The organism is Aureimonas endophytica, assembly GCF_014642635.1.
Classification (GTDB): domain Bacteria; phylum Pseudomonadota; class Alphaproteobacteria; order Rhizobiales; family Rhizobiaceae; genus Plantimonas; species Plantimonas endophytica.
Window position 1 is genome coordinate 132,961 of record NZ_BMIQ01000008.1, and the last position, 21,025, is coordinate 153,985.

At 66.7% G+C, this 21,025-nt stretch carries 24 protein-coding genes; 12 read left to right on the forward strand and 12 right to left on the reverse strand.

From position 1 onward, the window contains the following. Window positions 1-33: 33 nt before the first annotated feature. The 6 genes from IEY14_RS21270 to IEY14_RS21295 form a co-directional block, all read right to left on the reverse strand. A complete protein-coding gene (locus tag IEY14_RS21270; protein WP_188912111.1) occupies window positions 34-1,428 on the reverse strand; it encodes an RNA/DNA-binding domain-containing protein in 1,395 nt (464 codons plus the stop codon). Between the two features lie 127 nt (window positions 1,429-1,555). Further along, complete coding sequence (locus IEY14_RS21275; RefSeq protein ID WP_188912113.1) at window positions 1,556-1,696, reverse strand: hypothetical protein; 141 nt, start codon at window positions 1,694-1,696, stop codon at window positions 1,556-1,558. A gap of 825 nt (window positions 1,697-2,521) precedes the next feature. After that, window positions 2,522-3,196: a haloacid dehalogenase type II gene (locus tag IEY14_RS21280; RefSeq protein ID WP_188912114.1), complete on the reverse strand. Its 675-nt coding sequence runs from the start codon at window positions 3,194-3,196 to the stop codon at window positions 2,522-2,524. Window positions 3,197-3,861: 665 nt separating this feature from the next. Then, window positions 3,862-4,203, reverse strand: coding sequence for a hypothetical protein (locus tag IEY14_RS21285; protein ID WP_188912116.1), 342 nt, complete (start codon window positions 4,201-4,203; stop codon window positions 3,862-3,864). 186 nt (window positions 4,204-4,389) lie between these two features. Beyond that, a complete protein-coding gene (locus IEY14_RS21290; protein WP_188912118.1) occupies window positions 4,390-4,752 on the reverse strand; it encodes a hypothetical protein in 363 nt (120 codons plus the stop codon). A 46-nt stretch (window positions 4,753-4,798) separates the two neighbouring features. Further along, window positions 4,799-5,509, reverse strand: coding sequence for a pyroglutamyl-peptidase I (locus tag IEY14_RS21295; RefSeq protein ID WP_188912120.1), 711 nt, complete (start codon window positions 5,507-5,509; stop codon window positions 4,799-4,801). Between the two features lie 323 nt (window positions 5,510-5,832). Between IEY14_RS21295 and IEY14_RS21300 the strand changes: the two genes are divergently transcribed. Both IEY14_RS21300 and IEY14_RS21305 read left to right on the forward strand, forming a co-directional pair. Next, window positions 5,833-6,048 (forward strand): cold-shock protein, encoded by a 216-nt coding sequence (locus IEY14_RS21300; protein ID WP_188912336.1) that lies wholly within the window; start codon window positions 5,833-5,835, stop codon window positions 6,046-6,048. Between the two features lie 566 nt (window positions 6,049-6,614). Then, the gene (locus tag IEY14_RS21305; protein ID WP_188912121.1) at window positions 6,615-7,319 is read left to right on the forward strand and encodes a BA14K family protein; all 705 of its coding nucleotides are present in this window, start codon (window positions 6,615-6,617) and stop codon (window positions 7,317-7,319) included. A gap of 63 nt (window positions 7,320-7,382) precedes the next feature. Here IEY14_RS21305 and IEY14_RS21310 read toward each other — a convergent pair whose 3' ends face one another. Together IEY14_RS21310 and IEY14_RS21315 are read right to left on the reverse strand one after the other, a co-directional pair. Then, a complete protein-coding gene (locus tag IEY14_RS21310; protein ID WP_188912123.1) occupies window positions 7,383-8,054 on the reverse strand; it encodes an MBL fold metallo-hydrolase in 672 nt (223 codons plus the stop codon). Next, entirely contained in the window at window positions 8,051-8,941 is an 891-nt protein-coding gene (locus IEY14_RS21315; RefSeq protein ID WP_188912125.1) for a branched-chain amino acid aminotransferase, read from the reverse strand. Before IEY14_RS21315 ends, IEY14_RS21310 begins: the two co-directional genes overlap by 4 nt. A 300-nt stretch (window positions 8,942-9,241) precedes the next feature. Between IEY14_RS21315 and IEY14_RS21320 the strand changes: the two genes are divergently transcribed. The 3 genes from IEY14_RS21320 (at window position 9,242) to IEY14_RS21330 (ending at window position 11,901) form a co-directional block, all read left to right on the forward strand. Beyond that, entirely contained in the window at window positions 9,242-9,745 is a 504-nt protein-coding gene (locus IEY14_RS21320) for a MarR family winged helix-turn-helix transcriptional regulator (protein ID WP_244639618.1), read from the forward strand. After that, window positions 9,742-10,470, forward strand: a complete 729-nt coding sequence (locus tag IEY14_RS21325) for a response regulator (protein ID WP_188912129.1) — start codon at window positions 9,742-9,744, stop codon at window positions 10,468-10,470. Before IEY14_RS21320 ends, IEY14_RS21325 begins: the two co-directional genes overlap by 4 nt. Window positions 10,471-10,560: 90 nt before the next feature. Further along, a complete protein-coding gene (locus tag IEY14_RS21330; RefSeq protein WP_188912338.1) occupies window positions 10,561-11,901 on the forward strand; it encodes an ATP-binding protein in 1,341 nt (446 codons plus the stop codon). On the opposite strand, the gene IEY14_RS21335 is transcribed toward IEY14_RS21330, so the two are convergent. From IEY14_RS21335 to IEY14_RS21350, 4 genes are all read right to left on the reverse strand, one after another. Further along, window positions 11,898-12,254, reverse strand: coding sequence for a tRNA-binding protein (locus IEY14_RS21335; protein WP_188912131.1), 357 nt, complete (start codon window positions 12,252-12,254; stop codon window positions 11,898-11,900). The two genes, IEY14_RS21330 and IEY14_RS21335, sit on opposite strands and share 4 nt — an antisense overlap. After that, window positions 12,251-13,081, reverse strand: a complete 831-nt coding sequence (proC, locus tag IEY14_RS21340; RefSeq protein WP_188912133.1) for a pyrroline-5-carboxylate reductase — start codon at window positions 13,079-13,081, stop codon at window positions 12,251-12,253. Before proC ends, IEY14_RS21335 begins: the two co-directional genes overlap by 4 nt. Then, window positions 13,078-13,575, reverse strand: coding sequence for a type III secretion system chaperone family protein (locus IEY14_RS21345; protein WP_188912340.1), 498 nt, complete (start codon window positions 13,573-13,575; stop codon window positions 13,078-13,080). The genes proC and IEY14_RS21345 overlap by 4 nt, the downstream gene beginning before the upstream one ends. 329 nt (window positions 13,576-13,904) lie before the next feature. Then, window positions 13,905-14,231, reverse strand: a complete 327-nt coding sequence (locus tag IEY14_RS21350; protein WP_188912135.1) for an accessory factor UbiK family protein — start codon at window positions 14,229-14,231, stop codon at window positions 13,905-13,907. Between the two features lie 97 nt (window positions 14,232-14,328). Here IEY14_RS21350 and lgt point away from each other — a divergent pair, with 97 nt between their 5' ends. The 7 genes from lgt (at window position 14,329) to corA (ending at window position 21,018) form a co-directional block, all read left to right on the forward strand. Then, the gene (lgt, locus tag IEY14_RS21355; RefSeq protein WP_505625266.1) at window positions 14,329-15,195 is read left to right on the forward strand and encodes a prolipoprotein diacylglyceryl transferase; all 867 of its coding nucleotides are present in this window, start codon (window positions 14,329-14,331) and stop codon (window positions 15,193-15,195) included. After that, window positions 15,192-16,304: a class I SAM-dependent methyltransferase gene (locus tag IEY14_RS21360; RefSeq protein WP_188912139.1), complete on the forward strand. Its 1,113-nt coding sequence runs from the start codon at window positions 15,192-15,194 to the stop codon at window positions 16,302-16,304. Before lgt ends, IEY14_RS21360 begins: the two co-directional genes overlap by 4 nt. Window positions 16,305-16,411: 107 nt before the next feature. Then, window positions 16,412-17,146, forward strand: coding sequence for a peptidoglycan editing factor PgeF (pgeF, locus tag IEY14_RS21365; RefSeq protein ID WP_244639625.1), 735 nt, complete (start codon window positions 16,412-16,414; stop codon window positions 17,144-17,146). Between the two features lie 125 nt (window positions 17,147-17,271). Beyond that, window positions 17,272-18,423, forward strand: coding sequence for a M24 family metallopeptidase (locus tag IEY14_RS21370; protein ID WP_188912142.1), 1,152 nt, complete (start codon window positions 17,272-17,274; stop codon window positions 18,421-18,423). Next, window positions 18,423-18,944, forward strand: coding sequence for a hypothetical protein (locus IEY14_RS21375; protein ID WP_188912144.1), 522 nt, complete (start codon window positions 18,423-18,425; stop codon window positions 18,942-18,944). Before IEY14_RS21370 ends, IEY14_RS21375 begins: the two co-directional genes overlap by 1 nt. Before the next feature lie 160 nt (window positions 18,945-19,104). After that, on the forward strand, window positions 19,105-20,037 hold the full coding sequence (locus IEY14_RS21380; RefSeq protein WP_188912146.1) for a ribose-phosphate pyrophosphokinase: 933 nt from the start codon (window positions 19,105-19,107) through the stop codon (window positions 20,035-20,037). 12 nt (window positions 20,038-20,049) lie between these two features. Continuing rightward, window positions 20,050-21,018, forward strand: coding sequence for a magnesium/cobalt transporter CorA (gene corA / locus IEY14_RS21385; protein ID WP_188912148.1), 969 nt, complete (start codon window positions 20,050-20,052; stop codon window positions 21,016-21,018). Window positions 21,019-21,025: the final 7 nt, after the last annotated feature.

Below are 21,025 nucleotides of genomic sequence, written 5' to 3' on the forward strand. Positions count from 1 at the left end.
GCCACTATCTCGATTTTGCGGGCTGCGAGGATATTATCGACTATTCGTCTTGTGTATCGACATCAATGGAATTCGATATTTAGTTCCGGTTCCGCGTGTATGGGGCACCTTCTCAATTTCGCCTGCTGCGATCATGGAATGGAAAAGTTTTCGAATAACGCTGTCGGATTGCACATTACAAACTTCCCTGGCTTTTTTATTGTTGATGCTTCCAGATTTCTTAAGGTATTGAATTATCAACTCTCCTTTAGAGGCCAGGGGTTCATGCTTAAGCCGAACAATAACACTTCCATCGGTTTCTTCAATGTCTGGACGCCCCAAATTCAACTGCTGCATTGAACGGAAAGCGGTATTCAACCCTTCCCCGACATCCTTATTTGGCGGAGACGGGAATTTCGCAATAAGGCGAACGGTCTTTTTGTTTCTGGCAAATCTCTGCTTAAGTATATTATGAATGGTGACCGGACCAGCGAGTTTTCCCGGGCTTTCCACTTCTATTCTATTATCGAAAATCCTGACATGCACATAGTCGTTGATGCTGTAGTCGCGATGCAATACAGCGTTACATATCACCTCATGAATTGCCTCGGGAGGATATTTAATTTGAACTAGGCCTAAGTCGCTCAGCATTGGGATTGCTTCGACTTTTTCTTTAGTGTATCTGACTGTTTCGTATATAACCTCATACGCCGAGCCCTCAATGGTATGGGGTTGGTCCTCAAGATCCTCTCGGTCGCCCTCATTAGCCAGTGTGCGGTACCTATAGACTTTAACTGCAGCGTGAGGGAGAAGTGTCTGCGGATTATCATCAAATAATATGAGGGCGCAGACACGAAGCCGATCTTTTGCCATCAAACGCTCCTTCTGCATGAAATCCTTAAGACTTGCAGAAGGGACAACATTCTCTAGAAAACTCAGCACAGCGCGCGATCCTTCGATCTCATGAAGCTCTGCTTCAACCGCAGAGTCCTCAAACGAGCGGACACCCTTTTCAAGTTCAATTCGTTGAAGCTCTGATATCGTCTTCAATTCTATGTCGGAAGCGTTCTGACGCCTAAAGACTCGACCGTCCGATGAACGCACCACGAACGGAGCCTTCTGAACAGTAACATGCAAGCAAAATCCGGCGTTGCTTAATTTTAGAAATTCAATATTGATGTATTCAGGCCCATCCGAGAACTGCTTGAATATTTCGTTGATGCAACCATTCGCCTCCTCTTGATCACGAAACAGTCGAGAAAGCCTATCTTTTTCTTTTGCATCTCTGATGCCGATGAACAGTTCCCCTCCATCAGCGTTCGCAAAGGCGCTAATGGTCTTGGTACACTTAGCTACACTTTCCTTATCTTTGAAATCATTGAATTGATCTTCATTCAAACTGAGTAGTTTCTGGATATTTTCATCCGTCGCTTGATGCACCATCCACATTTCAATGATTTCCTAACCAACGCTGCCAAGCAGCAAAATACAATTATCGAGCAATCCGAAATCGGCACTTACAGTGGCGGATCGATCCTTTATCCAAAGGCGATCTAAATTTGAGTATCACGCTCGGCTAATTCACCACCATCGGCCGACTCAGCTGCTCCGACCGCTCCCGCCACGGATCACCCGCACGCTTCTCGGGTGGGACCTTCGAGAGGCAGCCGGACAGGGCGAGGCTGGCGAGGAGGGTGAGGAGAACCGGGAGCTTCATGCGGGAGGGGCCTTGGGTCGCGAATCGATGAGGTCCCTCATCATACATGGCTCCGGCGCTTTCGCGGCGGGGTGCGGATGTCGCGGAATTTCGTCATCGGCCCGTCATCGACAAGCTTTATTCAAGCTTCTCATGCGAGGTTCATCTCACGGATGGCTCGCTTCGGAGCGAGGGTCGACCACGGATGGACTGGCGACCCAAGTTTCAGGCCGGCGCGCGTCGAGCGCGAAACGGGCCACAAGAACCTCGCACCTGAAAGGGATGCGGGGTTTCTTGTTTGAGGCCTCCTTCCCTTCGAAACCACCGACATGCAAGCCCGGCCGCCCGGTGCTGAATGCCGCTGCAGCGGAAGAGCCTATGGCCGCGCGGACGCTGGCGGCGATGCGGTGACAAGGCTCGGTCTTCGCGGCGGGATCGAGATCGGGGCTCTCGGCTTTTGGATGGGTTGGAACCAAGTGTCGGTGGTCAGCCGGCGCCGTCCCCGCCGCCCTCCCCTCGTCGCCCCGCCGGACACGTCTCCCCGCTGGAGAGAAGACGGCGGCGGGACCCGCCTCCGTCCTTCGGCCGGCCTGGGGCCATCGCCCATCGATCGCACCGCCGCCGCGCGGCTGCGAGGACGCGCCCTCCCTCTCCCGAGTCGGGAGAGGGTGGCCCGAAGGGTCGGGTGAGGGAGCCGAGGGCGCCGGCAGCCGACCAAGCCGGCGGCCGATCGCCCATCTTCGTGCCCTTGCGCTCCCTCATCCGCCTGCCGGCACCTTCTCCCGGCTCGGGAGAAGGACGCGGCGGGATCGTCTCGCCATTCGGATGGGCGGCGGGGCCGGAGCGTCACGCCAAGCGCAGGATCGCCTCGGCCGTGTCGAGGAGGTCCTCGCCCGTCACGTCCGGGCGGTCGAAGGCCTTCGGCCAGTCCTGCCCGCGCCGGACGAAGCCGGCCGTCATCCCGGCCCGCTTCGCGCCGTGGCAATCCCAGGCGTGGGTGGCGACGAGCATGACCTCCTGCGGGGCCAGACCGATCGCCGCGATCGCCGCGCGGTAGATGGCGGGGTGCGGCTTGTAGGTCTTCGCGCCTTCCACCGAATGCACCGCGGTGAAGAGCTCGGCGAAGCCGGCCCGCGCCAGCAGGGCTTCCGTCGCCGAGCGCGCGCCGTTCGACAGGGCGTGGACGGCGATGCCGCCATCCTTCAGGCGCCGAAAGGCGGCGCCGGCATCGGCGAAGGGTTCGAGCTCCTTCATCGCCCCGGCGACGGCCTCGCGCGCTTCGGCGCTCGGACGAAGCCCGCGATGGACGCGGAGCTGGTCCAGCGCGCCGCCCAGGATCTCGGGCAGCGGCGCGAAGCCGCCGGCCGAGGCGAGCGCCATCGCATCGCGCAGCAGCGCCGCATAGAGCGTTTCGACATCCGGGACGGCGAGGCCATGCGCCGCCAGCGCCGGGCCGAGTGCGTCGAGGCGGAACACCGTGTCGATGATGTCGAAGGCGACGGCTTGCGGGCGGGTCGGCATGGCGGGTCTCCGGTTCTTTCCGCGAACGGCGCCTGCCTCGTCCTGTTCCGGCGAAAAAAATCTATCCCCGCGGCCGCTGGCCGGCGGAAGATGACCGCACCGCCGCCCCGTTCGGATGGGCGCGAATGATCACCGGGATCGTTCGGGTGGGGTGGCGGGCGGATCCGGGTTCGGCGCTTCGTCCGGAGAAGCGCGGGGCCCGGTCGATGCCAAACCCGAGCCGGTCCGGCGATGGAAAGCCGGTCCGGGAGCAAGCCGAGGAACCCGCAAGGCCAATGTGAGGCTGGGACAATGTTCGGATCACGCCCTTGAGGCGGAGGGAGCCCCTCCGCCGAAGGCTCGGGGGACTGCCGGAGGGGCATCCGGCGGGCACGCATCGAAACCATCCGCGCGGGCGCCGGAGGCGGACCGTTTTTGACGCATGCATACGTCGGAGGGTCGGCCTCCGGCGCCCCGCCGCCCTGCCCTTGCGGGCCAGCGGCAAAACCAAGCGCGCCGCGCCCGAGGATAGGGATCGCGGCGCGGCGATAAGGCAGGAAAGATGGTTTCGGCGAAGGGTCGCCGCAGCCGCCAGGGTCGGACCGCTCAGGACCGCCCCGTCCCGATGTCAGGAGCCCGCCCGGCCGGTCGCCGCGCGGGGCGCAAAAGCTTGTCCGCCGCTCGGCTCAGTCGACGTAGCGGCGCGGCGTGTTCAGCGGCAGGCCGATGCCGTTGCCCTGGTCGTTGAGGAGCTGGCCATTGGAGCTGGAGGAGTTCGGCATCAGCGTGCCGACGCCGCCGACGCCGTTCGACAGCCCGCCGGGACCGCTCGGACGATCGGTGGTCTGGCTGGCGGAGAGAGCGACGCCCGGCAGGCCGGGAGCGTAGATCTGATCCTGGATCGGGCCGCCGATCGTGGCGACGCGCTCGGCGCGGACAGGCTCGATCCCGCGCATCTTCGGGTTCTGCGCCGCGGCCGGCAGCACCACGGCGGCGGAAAGAAGGGCGGCGAGAAGAACGCGGGTCATCGTGGGAGTCCTTTGACGGCGAGTCGGCAAGCCGATCTCGGTCTCATTTCTGCCATGATAACGGGTGGCGAGGGTTAATGTTCCGCAAGCCTGACGCAAGAAAGCCGCGACAGTTGCGCAAAAGCCGCCCTGCCGGGGTCGGCAGGACGGCTTTCTTAAGACCGGTTATGAGACTAGAGCCTGCCTTTAGTTGGCCGGCTTGGCATCCGTCGGATGCTGCATCATGTCCTGCTTCACCGAACCGGTGGCGTTCATATCGGTCGCCGAAGGCGCGGTGTTGGCCGAGTTGAACTGGCCGGCGCCGGTGCCCTGGCCGCCCGTCGTCGTCGTGGCGCCCTCGTTCAGGCCGCCGGTCGCGGCGGAGGCGCAGCCGCCGAAATTGGTGGTGGAGGTGCCCTGGTCGCAGTTGTTGGTGGCGCTGCCCGTGCGGGTCGTCGCGTCACCGCCATTGTTCACTGGCTGGTCCTGCGTCAGCGGCTGGGCGGACTGGGCGAAGGCCGGGGCGGCGAAGAGCGAGAGCGTGGCGGCGGCAATGAGGATCTTCTTCATGACACGGTTCCCTGATATTGCTTGTGAACCAGCAGCTTGGCTGGCCTTACCGCGATGGCGGTTCGCCTTCAGAACACGTGGCCTCGGAGATCGTTCCGCATAAAATTTCGCGCCCATGGCGCGGATCGGCTTCGCTGTGCCCCGCCTCTTCCCCGAGGCAGGCGAGAACGATGCGCACGAGACGATCGAGATCCCGCGCCGGCACGAAAGCCTGGCCCTCGCCCGGCGTCGCGCCGGTCTCGGCCGCGATCTCGTCCGTCAGCGGCGTGTGGACGAAGCCGAAATGGCGCAGCCCGAGGCCGGGCCCCTCGCGGCACAAGTGGTAGAGCGTCTCGTTGCAGAGATAGCGTCCAGGATCGTCCGACAGCTCGAAGCCGATCCCGGCCGCCGAAAGCGCGCGGCCAATGGCCGCATCGGGCAGACGGGTCGCCAGCCGCGCCGGCCCCTCGCCGATCCGCGTCCCCGGCGGCCTCGCGCCCGCCGTATCGGCCAGCGCCGGAGCCCGTTCGTTATAAGCCGCTCGCTCGATCCGAAAGCGCTCGGATCTGGCGTTCAAGCCGACGAGAAGCACCGCGACCGGCCGGATCCGGCGGATTTCGGCCGCAAGAACGCCCCAGCTCCGCCCCCATTCCACCGGCAGGACGATTCGGGCGGGATCGCGACCGACCTCCCCTTCGGTAAGGCGGAACGAGGTGACGAGGCGCTCCGCCGGGTTCCGCGGCGCGCCGGGAAAGGCGCCGAATCCAGCGAGAAGCACTGTCGCGGACCGGGGTCCCGGTTCCAGGGCTTTCCGCGAAATCTCTATACTTTCGGGCAACTTATCTCCACCCGGCGCGAGCATCGTTGGACTGGCCACGAAAGTTCTACTTGCAAATGTCTTCCGACGATTGCATTAAAAGTAGGCTTGGGCAATTTTGTGAACACCATGGGACTGGGCGGATTGCGTATCGGAGACGCTTGCTCCGGGTGGTACCTACCTCCGGCAGGAACCGCGATGTGTCGCTTCCTTTTCTTGAAGTTCGAGACTTGCCTGCAGTTGCCGACAAGGCGAAGCGAACATCCCGAATTGGAAATGTAGAAATGGCGCAGACAGGTACCGTGAAGTTCTTCAATACCGAGAAGGGCTTCGGTTTCATCAAGCCGGACAATGGCGGCCCGGACATCTTTGTCCACATTTCGGCCGTCCAGGCTTCCGGCCTGCCGGGTCTCACCGAGAATCAGAAGGTTTCCTTCGACACCGAGCCGGATAAGCGCGGCAAGGGCCCGAAGGCCGTCAATCTCATGACCAGCGGCTGAACCGAACCTTCGGCTTCGATCCGTTCCAATCGCTAAGACGGCCGGGGGCATGTTCCCATTCCCCCGGTCGGCACGACGCCTGTTTCGTTTCGATACAGTCATCGCCTTTCGAAGACTGCCGGCTTGCGTGCTCGCGTGAACATGCCGGCTCCGCCCGCACGGCGCCCCCCTGCCTTGGAGCGCTCATCCGCTCGATGCGGCAGGTGAATCACGGCCTCTCGTTCGGAAAGACACCTTCGCCCTATCGCTGAGCGGGCAGCTCGCGACCGGCCACTCGCCCTGATTCTCCGACGGATCGAGAAAGCGACGGCGCGCCTTGGTTCTCGCTTCGATTCAGATGACTCCTATCGGGCACGTCCGAATCGTCCTCGTCGCCGATCGTGCGTCGAGGGCTGCGTCGATCAGTGCCCTTCCGAGACGGTCCCATCAGCCCGTTTCGAGCCGGCGCGGCTGGATGATGCCCCAACGCCAGCGAACGCTGTCCCGTTTCGGGGCAATTCCATCTGGCACGCCGCCTGCACTCCTTGCCGTTCGAAAGCTATTCGCCGTTCGACCGGAGCGATCTCATGCCCTTCCGCCCCTCCAAGATCCGCCTTGCTGCCGTGCTCGGTCTGGTCGGCGGCGCCCTCCTGGCGCAGACGGGACTTGCGGCGGCGATCGATCGCGCGCCCTTCCCCGGCCGCCCCGTCGGCGACGCCCGTCCGGGCTATGGCGCCGAGAGCCAATATTCGGGCGCGGAATTCCTGCGCCGTCCGGTGCCTGTCGGCCATGCCCGAGACGGTCGCCATCACGGCTCCTTCGTCGAGTTCGGCGAAGTCGGAGTTCCTTACGGCACCTACGCCCTGCCCGCCTATCGTAGCCGGGCCGGCGTCTATCCCGGCTTTGGCGGCGGCCAGGGCGGTGGCGGCGGCAGCTTCGTCTATTTCATGGACCCCGCCGATGCGGAGGCGTCCTCATCCGACACGCGTCCGACCACGACAGGCGCCAGGATCATCGATGTCGAGAGCGAGCGGCTCGACCGCCAGCCGGTCGCGGCGGGCAAGGTGTCGGTGACCTATGTCGGAACGGCCAAAATCATCCGGATCGCGGCGGCGGACGATGGCGCGGCGCTTCCGCGGGCTTCGGCGCGCGGCGGGGCGGGCCGCGCCGTGCTGGAGCCCTGGTCGGAAGGCTGGGCACGCTATTGCGCCCGCACCCATGCGGATTTCGATCGCGCGCGCGGCACGTTCCGCACGGCGGAGGGCCGGACGAGGTTCTGCACGGGCGAATGAAGGACGGACGAGACGGGCGGCCGGGGCGCGACGCTCCGGCTCCCCGCATCCCGTCGCGACCGATCAGAGCAGGAAGGGATTGGTGCGGCGTTCCTCGCCGAGCGTCCCGCCGGGTCCGTGGCCGCAGATGAAGGCGACGTCATCGCCGAGCGGCAGGATCTTGTCGCGGATCGAGGCGAGAAGCGTCGCGTGGTCGCCGCCCCAGAGATCGGTGCGCCCGATCGAGCCGTTGAACAACACGTCGCCGGCATGAAGGAAGCGCTGGCCGCGCTCGAAGAAGACGACATGGCCGGGCGCATGGCCGGGGCAATGCAGCACCTCGAAGCGCAATCCGCCGAAGCTCAGCACCTCGCCTTCCGTCAGGAAACGATCCGGCACGGCATTGCGGAACGCGCCGGCCACGCCGAACATCTGCGCCTGCCGCTCGATATTCTCGAGCAGCGGCCGGTCGGCCTCGTGCGGGCCGACGAGCGGCACCCGCAACCGCGCCTTCAGCGCCATCGCACCGCCGGCATGGTCGATATGGCCATGCGTCAGCCAGATCGCCTCGATCGCGACGCCAAGCTCGGCGACGGCCGCGACGATCTCGTCCACGTCGCCGCCGGGATCGACCACGACCCCGGCAAGCGTCGCGCGATCGACCAGGATCGCGCAGTTCTGCTGGAAAGGCGTGACCGGCACGATCTCGATCGAAAGCGTGCCGGCCGCCTCTTCCCTCGTCTCGCCGAGCGTCACTCGGCGGCGATCCGCTTCGGCGTCACCTCGGCCATGTAGTCGGACACGAGCTGACGGCTGATCTCGCCCGGCGCGAAGCGATAGGGCCCGATCTCGGCGACCGGCGTCACTTCCGCCGCCGTGCCGCAGAGGAAGCATTCGCTGAAGTCCGAAAGCTCCTCCGGCATGATCGCCCGCACATTCACCTCGATGCCGCGGCGACGCGCGAGCTCGATCACGGTGCGGCGCGTGATGCCGTCGAGGAAGCAGTCCGGCGTCGGGGTGTGGATCGCGCCGTCCTTGACGAAGAAGACATTGGCGCCCGTCGCTTCGGCCACCTGGCCACGCCAGTCGAGCATCAGCGCGTCGGCATAGCCCTTGGCCTCGGCGGCGTGCTTGGAGATCGTGCAGATCATGTAGAGGCCGCTCGCCTTGGCGCGAGAGGGCGCGGTGCGCGGGTCGGGCCGCCGATATTCGGCGAGATCGAGGCGGATGCCCTTCATGCGCTCCTCGGGATTGAAGTAGCTCGGCCACTGCCAGATCGCGATCGCGACGTTGATGCGGTTCTTCTGGGCCGAGACGCCCATCGATTCGCTGCCGCGCCAGGCGATCGGCCGGACATAGGCGTCGGAAAAGCCCTGGCGGCGCAGCAGCTCGCTGCAGGCCGTGTCGATCTCTTCCGCCGAATAGGGCAGCGTGAAGCCGAGGATGCGCCCGGACTCGATCAGCCGCTCGGTATGTTCGCGCAGCTTGAAGATCTCGCCGCCATAGGCGCGCTCGCCCTCGAACACCGCGCTGGCATAGTGCAGGCCGTGAGTCAGTACGTGGATCTTGGCATCGCGCCAGGGGATGAACTCGCCGTTGAACCAGATCTGGCCGTCCAACTGGTCGAATGGAATTGCGCTCATGACGGTCCCATGCCCCCGAGGGCATCTCCTCGTTGTCCGCGTGTTTCCTGCGGCCGGCATCCTTAATTCCGCCGGTCTCGATCTTCATCGTCTCCTGGAAGAAGACGCCCGCAGCTTGCGAACGAATCAGGCAAGAGGCTGTCCGGCAAGAGGTCGAAGCCGGAAAAGCGATGAAGCATCCCTGTTCCAAGGGACGCGACGAGGTGTAACAATGGGCGCCAGATACGTCAATAGTGCTGACCTATTTTGATGGATGCCGGCATTTTGCAGCCTGAACAGGACCGGAACAGCCCACCGGCGATGGTGCGAAACCCCTTGCCGACGACGGGCGAGGTCGATTTCCGCATCATCGAGCTCTTCTTCTTCGCCTATCGCGAGTTCACAGGCGATGCGGACATGGTGCTGGAGCGCTACGGCTTCGGCCGGGCCCATCACCGGGTGCTGCATTTCGTCAATCGCGCTCCGGGCATGACGGTGGCCGACATCCTGGATCTCCTCCAGATCACCAAGCAGTCGCTGTCGCGGGTGTTGCGCCAGCTCGTCGATGGCGGCTTCATCGAACAGGAACAGGGATGCGAGGATCGCCGCCAGCGCCATCTCTATCCGACGCAGCGTGGCCGCGACCTGACGCTGGAACTGTCGCGAGCCCAGGCGCGGCGCATCGAGGCGGCGCTGGAAACCGCCGATGCCGGCGATTCGGGACCGATCACGCGTTTCCTTCTGGAAATGGCGGGCGACCGGTCGGCGACCGTCGCCTGGTTCGACCGGCAGGGCATCGGCACGGCCAAGGAGAGTGAGCGATGAGCATCGCATCCGCACCGACCGAGGACAGCGGCCGCATGCCGCCGGAGGACGACGCGCCGCATATCATGGTGGTGGACGACGACCGGCGCATCCGCAGCCTCCTGTCGCGCTTCCTGTCGGATCGCGGCTTCCGCGTTTCCATGGCGGCGGACGCGGCCGAGGCGCGCGTCATCCTGTCCGGGCTCGACTTCGACCTTCTCGTCGTCGACGTGATGATGCCGGGAGAAAGCGGCCTCGATCTCGTGCGCAGCTTCGCCGCCGAGCGCGACACGCCGATCCTGATGCTGACCGCCCGCTCCGAGACCGAGCACCGGATCGAAGGCCTGGAGGCCGGCGCCGACGACTATCTCGCCAAGCCTTTCGATCCGCGCGAACTGGTGCTGCGCATCAACAACATCCTGAAGCGCGGCACGCCGACCCCCGTCCTGAAGGTCGACAATGTCCGCTTCGGCCCCTTCACCTTCTCGCTCGTCCGGCGCGAGCTGAAGCGCGGATCGGAAACGATCCGCCTCACCGAGCGCGAGCAGGAGATCATGGCGCAATTCGCCGGCAAGGCGGGCGAGACGATCCAGCGCCAGGACCTGCTCGGCGACGAGACGGAGGTCGGCGAGCGGACGGTGGACGTGCAGATCAACCGGCTGCGCCGCAAGATCGAGAGCGATCCGGCCAACCCGCTCTGGCTCCAGACGGTGCGCGGCATCGGCTACCGGCTCAACGTGGACTGATCGCCTCCGATGTCGCTGATCGAGCGCCTGCGCAACGAGGGACTGGAAGGCTGGCGACGGCTGTTCCCGCGCCCGAAACCCATCGACGTCATGCAGGGGCCGCTGCGCAACCTGCCGCGCTGGTTCGGCCGGCAATTGCCGAAGGGCCTCTATGGCCGGTCGCTGATCATCATCATCGCGCCGATGGTCCTCCTCCAGTCGGTGGTCGCCTTCGTCTTCATGGAACGGCACTGGCAGATGGTGACGCAGCGCCTGTCGGTCGCCACCGTGCGCGACATCGCCGCCGTGATCGACATGATCGAGACCTTTCCGCAGAATACCGACTTCGCCGAGGTGAAGCGGATCGCCGAGGACCGGCTCGATCTCGACATCGACGTCCTGCCGCCCAACCCGCTGCCGGCGCCGCGCCGCAGCGATATCTTCGACATCCTCGACGGCATTCTCAGCGACCAGATCCGAGATCAGATCAGCCGGCCCTTCTGGATCGACACGAGCAGCATCAACCGCATCGTCGAGATCCGCATCCAGCTGCCCAACCATGTCTTGCGCGTCTTCGCCCGGCGCAGCGCCGCCTATGCCTCCAACACCCATATCTTCATCGTCTGGATGGTCGGCACGTCGCTCGTCCTGCTGCTCATCGCCATCCTGTTCCTGCGCAACCAGATCCGGCCGATCCAGGCGCTGGCCAACGCGGCCGAGAGCTTCGGCCGGGGCCAGCCGACGCCGCCGGAATTCCGCCCGTCCGGCGCCTCGGAAGTGCGGCGCGCCTCGCTCGCCTTCCTCCAGATGCGCGACCGCATCGAACGCCAGATCGAACAGCGGACGCAGATGCTGAACGGCGTCAGCCACGACCTGCGCACCATTCTCACCCGTTTTCGCCTTCAGCTCGAATTCATGGAGGACAGCGAGGACAGGCGCGAGCTCCAGCGCGACGTGGCGGAGATGCAGCGCATGCTGGAAGGCTATCTCGCCTTCGCGCGCGACGAGCAGGGCGAGGATGTCGGCGAGCTCGATCTCGAACTGATGCTGCAGCGGCTGGAGGACGACGCCACCCGCAAGGGCAAGACCGTCACGGCGGAGGTTCTCGGCGATCCGCTCATCGCGGTGCGGCCGGACAGCTTCACCCGGCTCGTCACCAATCTCGTCTCCAACGCGACGCGCCATGCCGACCGGGTGAATGTCTCGGCCCGGCGCGAGGGGCGCTGGCTGACGGTGGCCGTGGAGGACGACGGCCCAGGCATCCCGGCCGAAAAGCGGGAGGAAGTGTTCAAGCCCTTCGTGCGCCTCGACACGGCGCGCAACATCGATGCCGGCGGCACCGGGCTCGGCCTGTCGATCGCCAGGGATATCGCCCGCAGCCATGGCGGGGACATTCTTCTGTCGGAAAGCGGGCTCGGCGGGCTGCGGGCGCTGGTGCGGATTCCGGCTTAGAACAGGCGTCCGCCGTTCGGCACCTTCAGGTCGGGGGCGAGCAGCACGACCGCGCCGTCCGCATCCGGCACGCCGAGCGTCAGCACTTCCGAACGCATCGGCCCGATCTGGCGCGGCGGAAAGTTCACCACCGCCATCACCTGCCGTCCGATCAGATCCTCGGGCCGGTAATGGACGGTGATCTGCGCCGAGGACTTCCTGAGGCCGATCGCCTCGCCGAAATCGATCACCAGGCGGAAGGCGGGCTTGCGCGCTTCCGGGAAGGGTTCGGCCGACACGATCGTGCCGACCCGTATGTCGACCTTCAGAAAATCGTCGAAGGCGATCTGCGGCGCCGGTGCCTCGGCGCTCATTTGGCCGGCTCCGACAGTTCGGCCGCGCGCCGGGCGGCGCTCGCGACAGCCCGGCGCAACAGGGGCGCCAGCCCGTCCTCGGCCATCAGCACGTCGAGCGCCGCCTGCGTCGTGCCGTTCGGCGAGGTGACGTTGCGGCGCAGCTGCGCCGGCGCCTCGTCGGAGCGCAGCATCAGTTCGCCGGCGCCGGCGACCGTGTGGCGGGCGAGCGTCATGGCGAGGTCCGGGTCGAGACCCGCCTCGGCGCCGGCCGCAGCCAGGGCTTCCGCCAGGAGGAACACATAGGCCGGCCCGCTGCCGGACACCGCCGTCACGAGATCGATCTCGGCCTCCGTCGCGACCCAGACGACCGGGCCCGAAGCCGACAGGAGCGCCTCGGCCGCCCGCCGCGCCTCCTCGCCGACGCCCGGCGCGGCGAAGCAGCCGGTGATGCCGCGCCCGATCAGCGCCGGCGTGTTGGGCATCGCCCGCACGATCGCCGCCGCGCCGAGCCCTTCGGCGATCGTCGCCGTCGTCGTGCCGGCCGCGACGGATATGACGAGGCTGCCGGGCTTCAGCACCGGACGCAGCCCGGGCAGGACCTCGGCCATCATCTGCGGCTTCACCGCGAGAAGCACGACATCGAAGGTGGCCGAGGGCACGCCTGTCGAATGGGTCAGGCGCCCTGCCTCGACGAGATCCCGCATCGCCGGGCCGGGACGCGGGTCGAGAAGATGCAGCGCGCCCTGCGGCAGGCCGGCATCGAGCCAGCCGCGCGCCATCGCGCCGCCCATATTGCCGCCGCCGACGAGCAGCAGCCGGCCGATCGCCGAAAGATCCGGGCTCATGCGTTGCCGACCGTCTCGAACAGGGAACAGGCGAGCGCCTCCGACGCGCTCTTGCCGGCATGCACCACGAAATGGAACGCCTGATAGAAGCGCTCGCAATTTTCCAGCGCGGCGCCGAGCAGGCGCTCGGCCTGCTGGCTCGTCGCCTCGGCGCCGCCGGAAAGCAGCAGCGAGTGGCGGAACATCACCGCCCCCTCGCTCGGCCAGAGATCGAAATGCCCGATGAGAAGCTGTTCGTTGATCCGCGCGAGCAGCCGCAGCACCTCGACCTCCCGGTGCTCCGGCACCGCCAGATCGAAAGCGCAGCCGAGATGCAGCGCTTCGTTCGATTCCATCCACGCGAAGGAGACGGAATAGTCCGTCCAGCGCCCGACGACCGCCATCGCGATCTCGTCGTCGCAATTGCGCTCGAACTCCCATGCGCGGGCCGAGGCGACGAGTTCGATCATGTCGACCGGATTGTCGCGTCTCGGCTGCAGTTCCGTATCCTCGATCACCCGCAAGGCGGCACGCCCTCTTCGTCGTCATGGCGGCTGATCGATGGCCGTTCCGGCGCGAACGAAGGCTCCGACCATCGCCGGACCCAGGCTCGCACCGGCGGAACCGGCGGCGAATCACCCTTATGAATCAGTCTACAGAAGCGGATTCTTCGACTTAAGGGGCGATCGGGATTATTAAGGACTTTCTGCTCTCCCCGGCTGAATCGGATTGCCAGCCGAAGGCGCTAACCGACTCTCGGGCCGACCTTTTCATCATCGTGACGGCGCGCCGGAGGGCGCCGTCAAATCTGTGGGCAAGCTGTGGATAACCCTCCTCGCGCCCCTCACGGGCCCGGCGAGACCGGCGGCTCGTCGCCTGCGAAGGGGGCGGAGCCGGCTCCTGACACCGATCCGGCGCCGGCGCCGAGACGGGCCTCCAGCTCGGCGACGCGCCGCTTCAGCGCCTCGGTCTCCATCCGGGCCTTGGCGGCCATGTCGCGCACCGCCTCGAACTCCTCGCGCTGGACGAGGTCCATCTGCCCGACGAGCCGCTCGCCCTGCGCCCGGAAGAAGGTCTCCATCTCGCGCCGCATGCCCTGGGCAGCGCCGGCCGCATCGGTCATCATGCGGGCAAAGTCGTCGAGCACGCGGTTCGGGCCTCGAGCGTTCATGGCACTGCCTCCGGTTCGTGGTATGCGCTGCTTGACTTAGGCATGCGCGCTGCCCCTGGCAATGCCGCCCACCACCAGCGCAGGACCCATGATTTCCATTCCGGCCGCCGGCCTGCTCACCTATCCCGATATCGATCCGATCATCCTCCGCATCGGCCCCGTCGCGCTGCACTGGTACGGCGTCGCCTATGTGGCCGGCATCCTCTGCGGCTGGCTCTACGGGCGCCATCTCGTCGCCAACAAGCGGCTCTGGCCGAACGGCGTCTCGCCGATCACGCCAGAGCAGATCGACGACTTCATTTTGTGGATAACCGGCGGCATCATTCTCGGCGGCCGGCTCGGCTCCGTCCTCTTCTACGATTTCGACCGCTATCTCGCGAATCCCCTCGACATCTTCGCCGTCTGGGAAGGCGGCATGTCCTTCCATGGCGGCCTTCTCGGCGTCGTCATCGCGATCGTCGTCTTCACCTGGAAGAACCGCATTCCGATCTTCAGCTTGATGGATGTCGTCGCCGCCTCGACGCCCTTCGGCCTGTTCTTCGGCCGCCTCGCCAATTTCGTGAATGGCGAGCTCTGGGGCGCGCCGACGACCGTGCCCTGGGCGATGGTCTTTCCGAAGGCCGGCGACCTGCCGCGCCATCCGAGCCAGCTCTACGAGGCGGCGCTGGAAGGCATCGTCCTCTGGCTGATCCTGCGCCTTCTGACGCATCACTTCCGCATGTTCCGCCGGCCGCGCTTCGTCGGCAGCGTCTTCATCGGCCTTTACGGCCTGATGCGCATCTTCGTGGAATTCTTCCGGATGCCCGATGCGCAGCTCGGCTATCTCCTCGGCACGAGCTGGCTCACCATGGGCATGGTCCTTTCGACGCCGATGCTCGCCGTCGCCGCCTGGGGGCTCCTCACGGCGAAGCCCCGGACCTACGAGCCGAGACCCGCGGATCTCGCCACGCCGGCGAAGCCGTGACAAGCCTCGGTCGCCGGATCGCGGCGCTCGTCCGCGCCGAGGGGCCGATCACGATCGAGCGTTTCTGGAATCTCGCCCTCTTCGATCCCGAGGACGGCTATTACATGCGGCGCGATCCCTTCGGCCGCGGCGGCGACTTCACCACGGCGCCGGAGATCAGCCAGATGTTCGGCGAGCTCGTCGGCGCTTGGCTGCTGGCCGCCTGGCGGGCGCTCGGCGCCCCCTCGCCCTTCGTCCTCGCCGAGATCGGCCCGGGACGCGGCACGCTGATGGCCGACATGCTGCGCGTCCTGCGCCGGCTCGATCCGTCGATCCTCAAGGCCGCGCGGGTGACCCTGGTCGAGACGTCCGACCGCCTGGCGCGCGTGCAGGCGGAGCGGCTGGCCGGTTTCGACCTGCCGCTCCGCCATCGCAAGCGCATCGAGGAGATCGAGGCGCTGCCGCTTCTTCTCGTCGGCAACGAACTCTTCGACGCCGTCGCGATCCGCCAGTTCGTCATGACGGAGGACGGCTGGCGGGAGCGTCTCGTCGGGCTGGAGGCGGATCGCCCGGCCTTCACGACGGGCGCGCCGGAACCCGCCGCGACGCGTCTCCTCCAGCGCCTCGGCCCGGCGCCCGCCGGCACCGTCTTCGAGGTTTCGCCCGCCCGCCTCGCCATCGCCGAGGCGATCGGCGCCAGGCTCGCGCGCGATGGCGGCGCGGCGCTCCTGATCGATTACGGCCATGCGGCGCCCGGTTTCGGCGACACGCTCCAGGCGGTGCGCCGGCACGCCTTCGCCGACCCGCTGGCCGAGCCCGGCGAGGCCGACATCACCAGCCATGTCGATTTCGCGGCGCTCGCGGCGCGCCTGGCGCGCCCCGGCCTTCATGTCGCGCCGATCATGCCGCAAGGCGCCTTCCTCCTGTCGCTCGGCCTGCGCGAGCGGGCCATCGCCCTGGCGCGCGCCGCCGCGACCGAGGACGAGCGTGATGCGGTGCTCGCCGCCGCCCATCGCCTCGCCGGCACGGGACCGAACGCGATGGGCGAACTCTTCAAGGTTCTCGTCGCCGCCTCGCGGCCCCTGCCGCTGCCGCCCTTCCCCGCCGAGCACGCGGGCTCTGGCGATTGACTTCGCCCGACGGCTGAACCACGGTCGCGCCCATGTCCGAAGCACTTCGCCATGAGACGTCCCGCATCCAGGATGCGGATGTCGTGCGGGACGCCGGCCTGTCGGGAATGACGGGTCTCGTCCACGCCTTCTTCACCCGGCGCGGCGGCGTGTCCGGCGGCCTTTACGCCAGCCTCAATGCCGGGATCGGCTCGAAGGACGATGCCGATGCGGTCGCCGAGAATCGCGCCCGGATGACGGCGACGCTCGGCCTCGGCGCGGCGGCGCTCGTCACGCCCTGGCAGGCCCATTCGGCCGAAGCCGTCGCGGTCGACGCGCCCTTCGCCGGCGAGCGCCCGCGCGTCGACGGCATCGTCACGGCGCGGCCGGGCCTCGCGGTCGCTGTCGTCACCGCCGATTGCGGCCCGGTGCTCTTCGCCGATCCGAAGGCGGGCGTCGTCGGCGCCGCCCATGCCGGCTGGCGCGGCGCCACCGGCGGCGTCCTGGAGGCGACGATCGAGGCGATGGAAGCCAAGGGTGCGCGGCGCGGCGATATCACCGCCGTGCTCGGCCCGACGATCACGCAGCCGGCCTACGAGGTCGGCGCCGACATGGCGGCCGGCATCGTCCGAGACGATCCGACGGCGGCGGTGTTCTTCGCCGCAGGCCGTGATGCCGACAAGCGCCAGTTCGACCTGCCCGGCCTCATCGTCGCGCGGCTCGAACGGGCCGGCATCGCCGAGGCGCGCTTCGTCGGCCGATGCACCTATGGCGAGGAGGACATGTTCTTCTCCTATCGCCGCACCACCCATCGCGGGGAGCCGGATTACGGCCGGCAGCTCGCGGCCATCGCGCTCGTCTAGGCGTCGATCCGACGCCGCATCGCCGACGGCCGGCGGGGATCGGCGTCGAGGCGGCGGCGACGGAGATCGAACCGCCGAACGGGCTCCAACCTTCCGCTCTCCGAGCCATGCCTTCGAGAGGACCCATGCTGCACTTCACGCGCGACGAACTCGACTCCCGCAAGACCCGGCTCCTCGCCGAGATGGCCGAGCGCAAGCTCGACGCCATGCTGCTCTTCGCGCAGGAATCGATGTACTGGCTCACCGGCTACGACACGTTCGGCTTCTGCTTCTTCCAGTGTCTCGTCGTGAAGGCCGATGGCGAGATGCGCCTCCTGACGCGCTCGGCAGATCTGCGGCAGGCGCGCCAGACCTCGATCCTCGAGACGATCACCATCTGGCGCGATCGCGGCCAGGCCGACCCGACCATCGACCTGCGCGACATGCTGGACGAGATGGGGCTTCTCGGCGCGCGCATCGGCGTCGAATGGGCGACGCATGGGCTCACCGCCGCCAATGGCCGCCTGCTCGAAGCCCGGCTCGGCTCCTTCGCCGCGCTGAAGGAGGCTTCGGACCTCGTGCCGGCGCTGCGCCTCGTGAAGAGCGAGGCCGAGATCGCCTATGTCCGCGAGGCGGCGCGGCTCGGCGACGAGGCGTTCGAGGCGATGCTGCCTCTGGTGCGGCCGGGCGCCGACGAGGCCGAGCTCCTCGCCGTGCTGCAAGGCTCGATCCTGCGGGCGGGCGGGGATTATCCGGGCAATTCCTTCATTCTCGGTTCGGGCGAGGATGCGCTGCTCTGCCGCTACAAGTCCGGCCGCCGGCGGCTGGCGGCGCGGGACCAGCTCACCGTCGAATGGGCGGGGGTGAAGGCGCAGTATCACGCGGCGCTGATGCGCACCGTCGCCGTCGGCGAGCCGACGCCACGCCATGTCGAGCTGCATGCCGCCGCGCGCGAGGCGCTCGCCGCCGTCGAGGAGGCGATGCGGCCGGGCCATACGTTCGGCGAGGTCTTCGACGCCCATGCGAGTGTCATGGAAGCGCATGATCTGGCGCGTCACCGCCTCAGCGCCTGCGGCTATTCGCTGGGCGCACGCTACGCGCCGTCCTGGATGGACCCGCAGATGTTCTATTCGGGCAATGCCGAGCCGATCCTTCCGAACATGACGCTCTTCGCGCATATGATCATCATGGATTCCGACACGGGCACGGCGATGACGCTCGGTCGCACCTATCTGACGACGGACGGCGCGCCGGAATCCCTGTCGCGCCTGTCGCTCGACCTGCCGGTGGCGGCCTGATGCGCCAACGGACCGTCCTTCGGGCGGCGCCGCTCGTCCTTCTCGCCCTCGCCGCCTGCCGCAGCGTCGATCCCGGCCTCGGCATCGGCACCCCGGAGCCGGCCCCGGCGGCGCCGGCCGCCGCCGCGCCCAGCGCCGCCGGCGCCGAGCCGATCCAGTTCCTGCCCGTCGTCGGCATGCCGGCGGACAAGGCCGCGCTTCTCTCCGAAGCCCTGGCGAAGAGCGCCGCCGCGGCCAGGATCCCGATCCTCGGCAGCGAGGCCGGCCCGGCCGCGCATCGCCTGAAGGGCTATCTCTCGGCCGTGCGGGACGAACAGGGCACGCTCGTCATCTATGTCTGGGACGTGGTCGATCCCGCCGGGGAGCGGCTGAACCGCATCCAGGGCCAGGTGCGCGCCACGGGTGCCGCCGGCGCCGACCCCTGGACCGCCGTCGATGCCGTGACGCTGCGCGACATCGCCGACCGCACGCTCGCCGCCCTCCGCGCACCCGCCATGGTGGCGGATGGGGTGGCGAATTGAGCCCTTCAATACCGCGTTGCGAAAGATTCGAGACTCAACGGCGCGCGAGCACCGTCCTCCGGTTTTCTTCGCCGCGCAATGTTGCTAATCAGCCGGCCTCAGGACCGCATGCCGCGACGCTGTCGCCCGGCGGTCGAACGGATTCGGCGGATTCCCATCGATGAAACTTTTCGTCGGCAATTCCAACCGGCAGCTCGCCGAAGCGATCGGCAAGTATCTCGAGAAGCCGCTCGGCCTTGCGACGGTCCGGCGCTTCGCCGATCAGGAAATCTTCGTCGAGATCCAGGAGAACGTGCGCGGCGAGGACTGCTTCATCATCCAGTCGACCTCCTATCCGGCGAACGACCATCTGATGGAGCTGCTCATCATGACGGATGCGCTGCGCCGCGCCTCCGCCAAGCGCATCACCGCCGTTCTGCCCTATTTCGGCTATGCCCGGCAGGATCGCAAGGCCGGCGGCCGCACCCCGATCTCGGCCAAGCTCGTTGCCAATCTGATCACCGAGGCCGGCGCCGATCGCGTGATGACCCTCGATCTCCATGCCGGGCAGATCCAGGGCTTCTTCGACATCCCGACCGACAATCTCTTTTCCGTGCCGCTGATGTCGCGCGACATCAAGGAGCACCAGAACCTCACCAACACGATGGTCGTCTCGCCGGATGTCGGCGGCGTGGTGCGCGCCCGCGCGCTCGCCAAGCGCATCGACGCGCCCCTCGCCATCGTCGACAAGCGGCGCGAGCGACCGGGCGAATCGGAGGTGATGAACGTCATCGGCGACGTGTCGGGCCGCGACTGCCTGCTGGTCGACGACATCATCGATTCCGGCGGCACGCTCTGCAACGCGGCGGACGCGCTGCTTGCCATCGGCGCGAAGAGCGTGAAGGCCTATATCACTCACGGCGTCCTCTCCGGCGGCGCCGTGGCGCGCATCACCGCCTCCAAGCTGACCGAGCTCGTGATCACCGATTCGATCCAGCCGACCAGCGCCATCCTCAACGCCCCGAACATCCGCGTCGTCACCACCGCCAACCTACTCGGCGAGGCGATCGCGCGCACCACCAGCGAACAGTCGGTTTCCAGCCTCTTCGACTGAGGACGTGACGCCATGGCAGTCGTTGCCGCCTACGCCTATGCCGGCGGCAAGCGCAGCCGCGAGCTCTCGATCGCGACGCCCGAGGACGTGCGCATCGGCGAGAAGGAATTCGTCTGGATCGGCATCGTCGATCCGACCGCGGACGAGCTGGCGCAGCTCGAAGCCGCCTTCGATCTCCACCCCCTCGCTCTGGAGGACGCCGCGCAGGACCACCTGCGGCCGAAGCTCGACGTCTATGGCGACGAGCTCTTCATCGTCGCCCGCACGGCGCGGCTGGAGGACGGCGTCATCGCCTATGGCAAGACGGCGATCTTCGTCGGCAACAAGCACATCATCACCATCCGCACCGGCTCGCTGCGCGACCATACGCGGCTGCGCACCCATCTGGAGGAATCGCCGCACCTCCTGAAATACGGCGTCGACTACGTGCTCTGGGGCGTGCTCGACTTCGTGGTCGACTGCTATCTGCCGATCATCGAGGCCTTCGAGGAGGAGATTTTCGAGATCGAGCGGCGGGCGCTGGACGCCTTTCTCGACCGCAACGAGATCCACCGCATCTTCACCATCCGCCGCGAGCTGATCCGCTTCCGCCGCATCCTGGGGCCGATGGAGGACGTGATGAGCAAGCTCGGCCATCTCGATCTCGAATTCCTCGATGCCGAGGCGCGGCCCTATTATCGCGACGTATACGACCAGGTGCAGCGCGTCGCCTCGCGCGTCGAGGGCGCGAAGGAGGTCATTTCCTCGATGCTGGAAGCCTCGAGCCTCCTCGAACAGCAGCGCCAGGGCATCATCACCCGCCAGCTCGCGGCCTGGGCGGCGATCCTGGCGGTGCCGACCGCCATTGCCGGCGTCTACGGCATGAATTTCGAGTATATTCCGGAGCTTCACTGGCGCTACGGCTATTTCGCCGCGCTGGCGCTCATCGCCGGCATCGCCGCCCTGCTCTTCTGGCGCTTCCGCCGCGCCGGCTGGCTGTGAGCCGCGG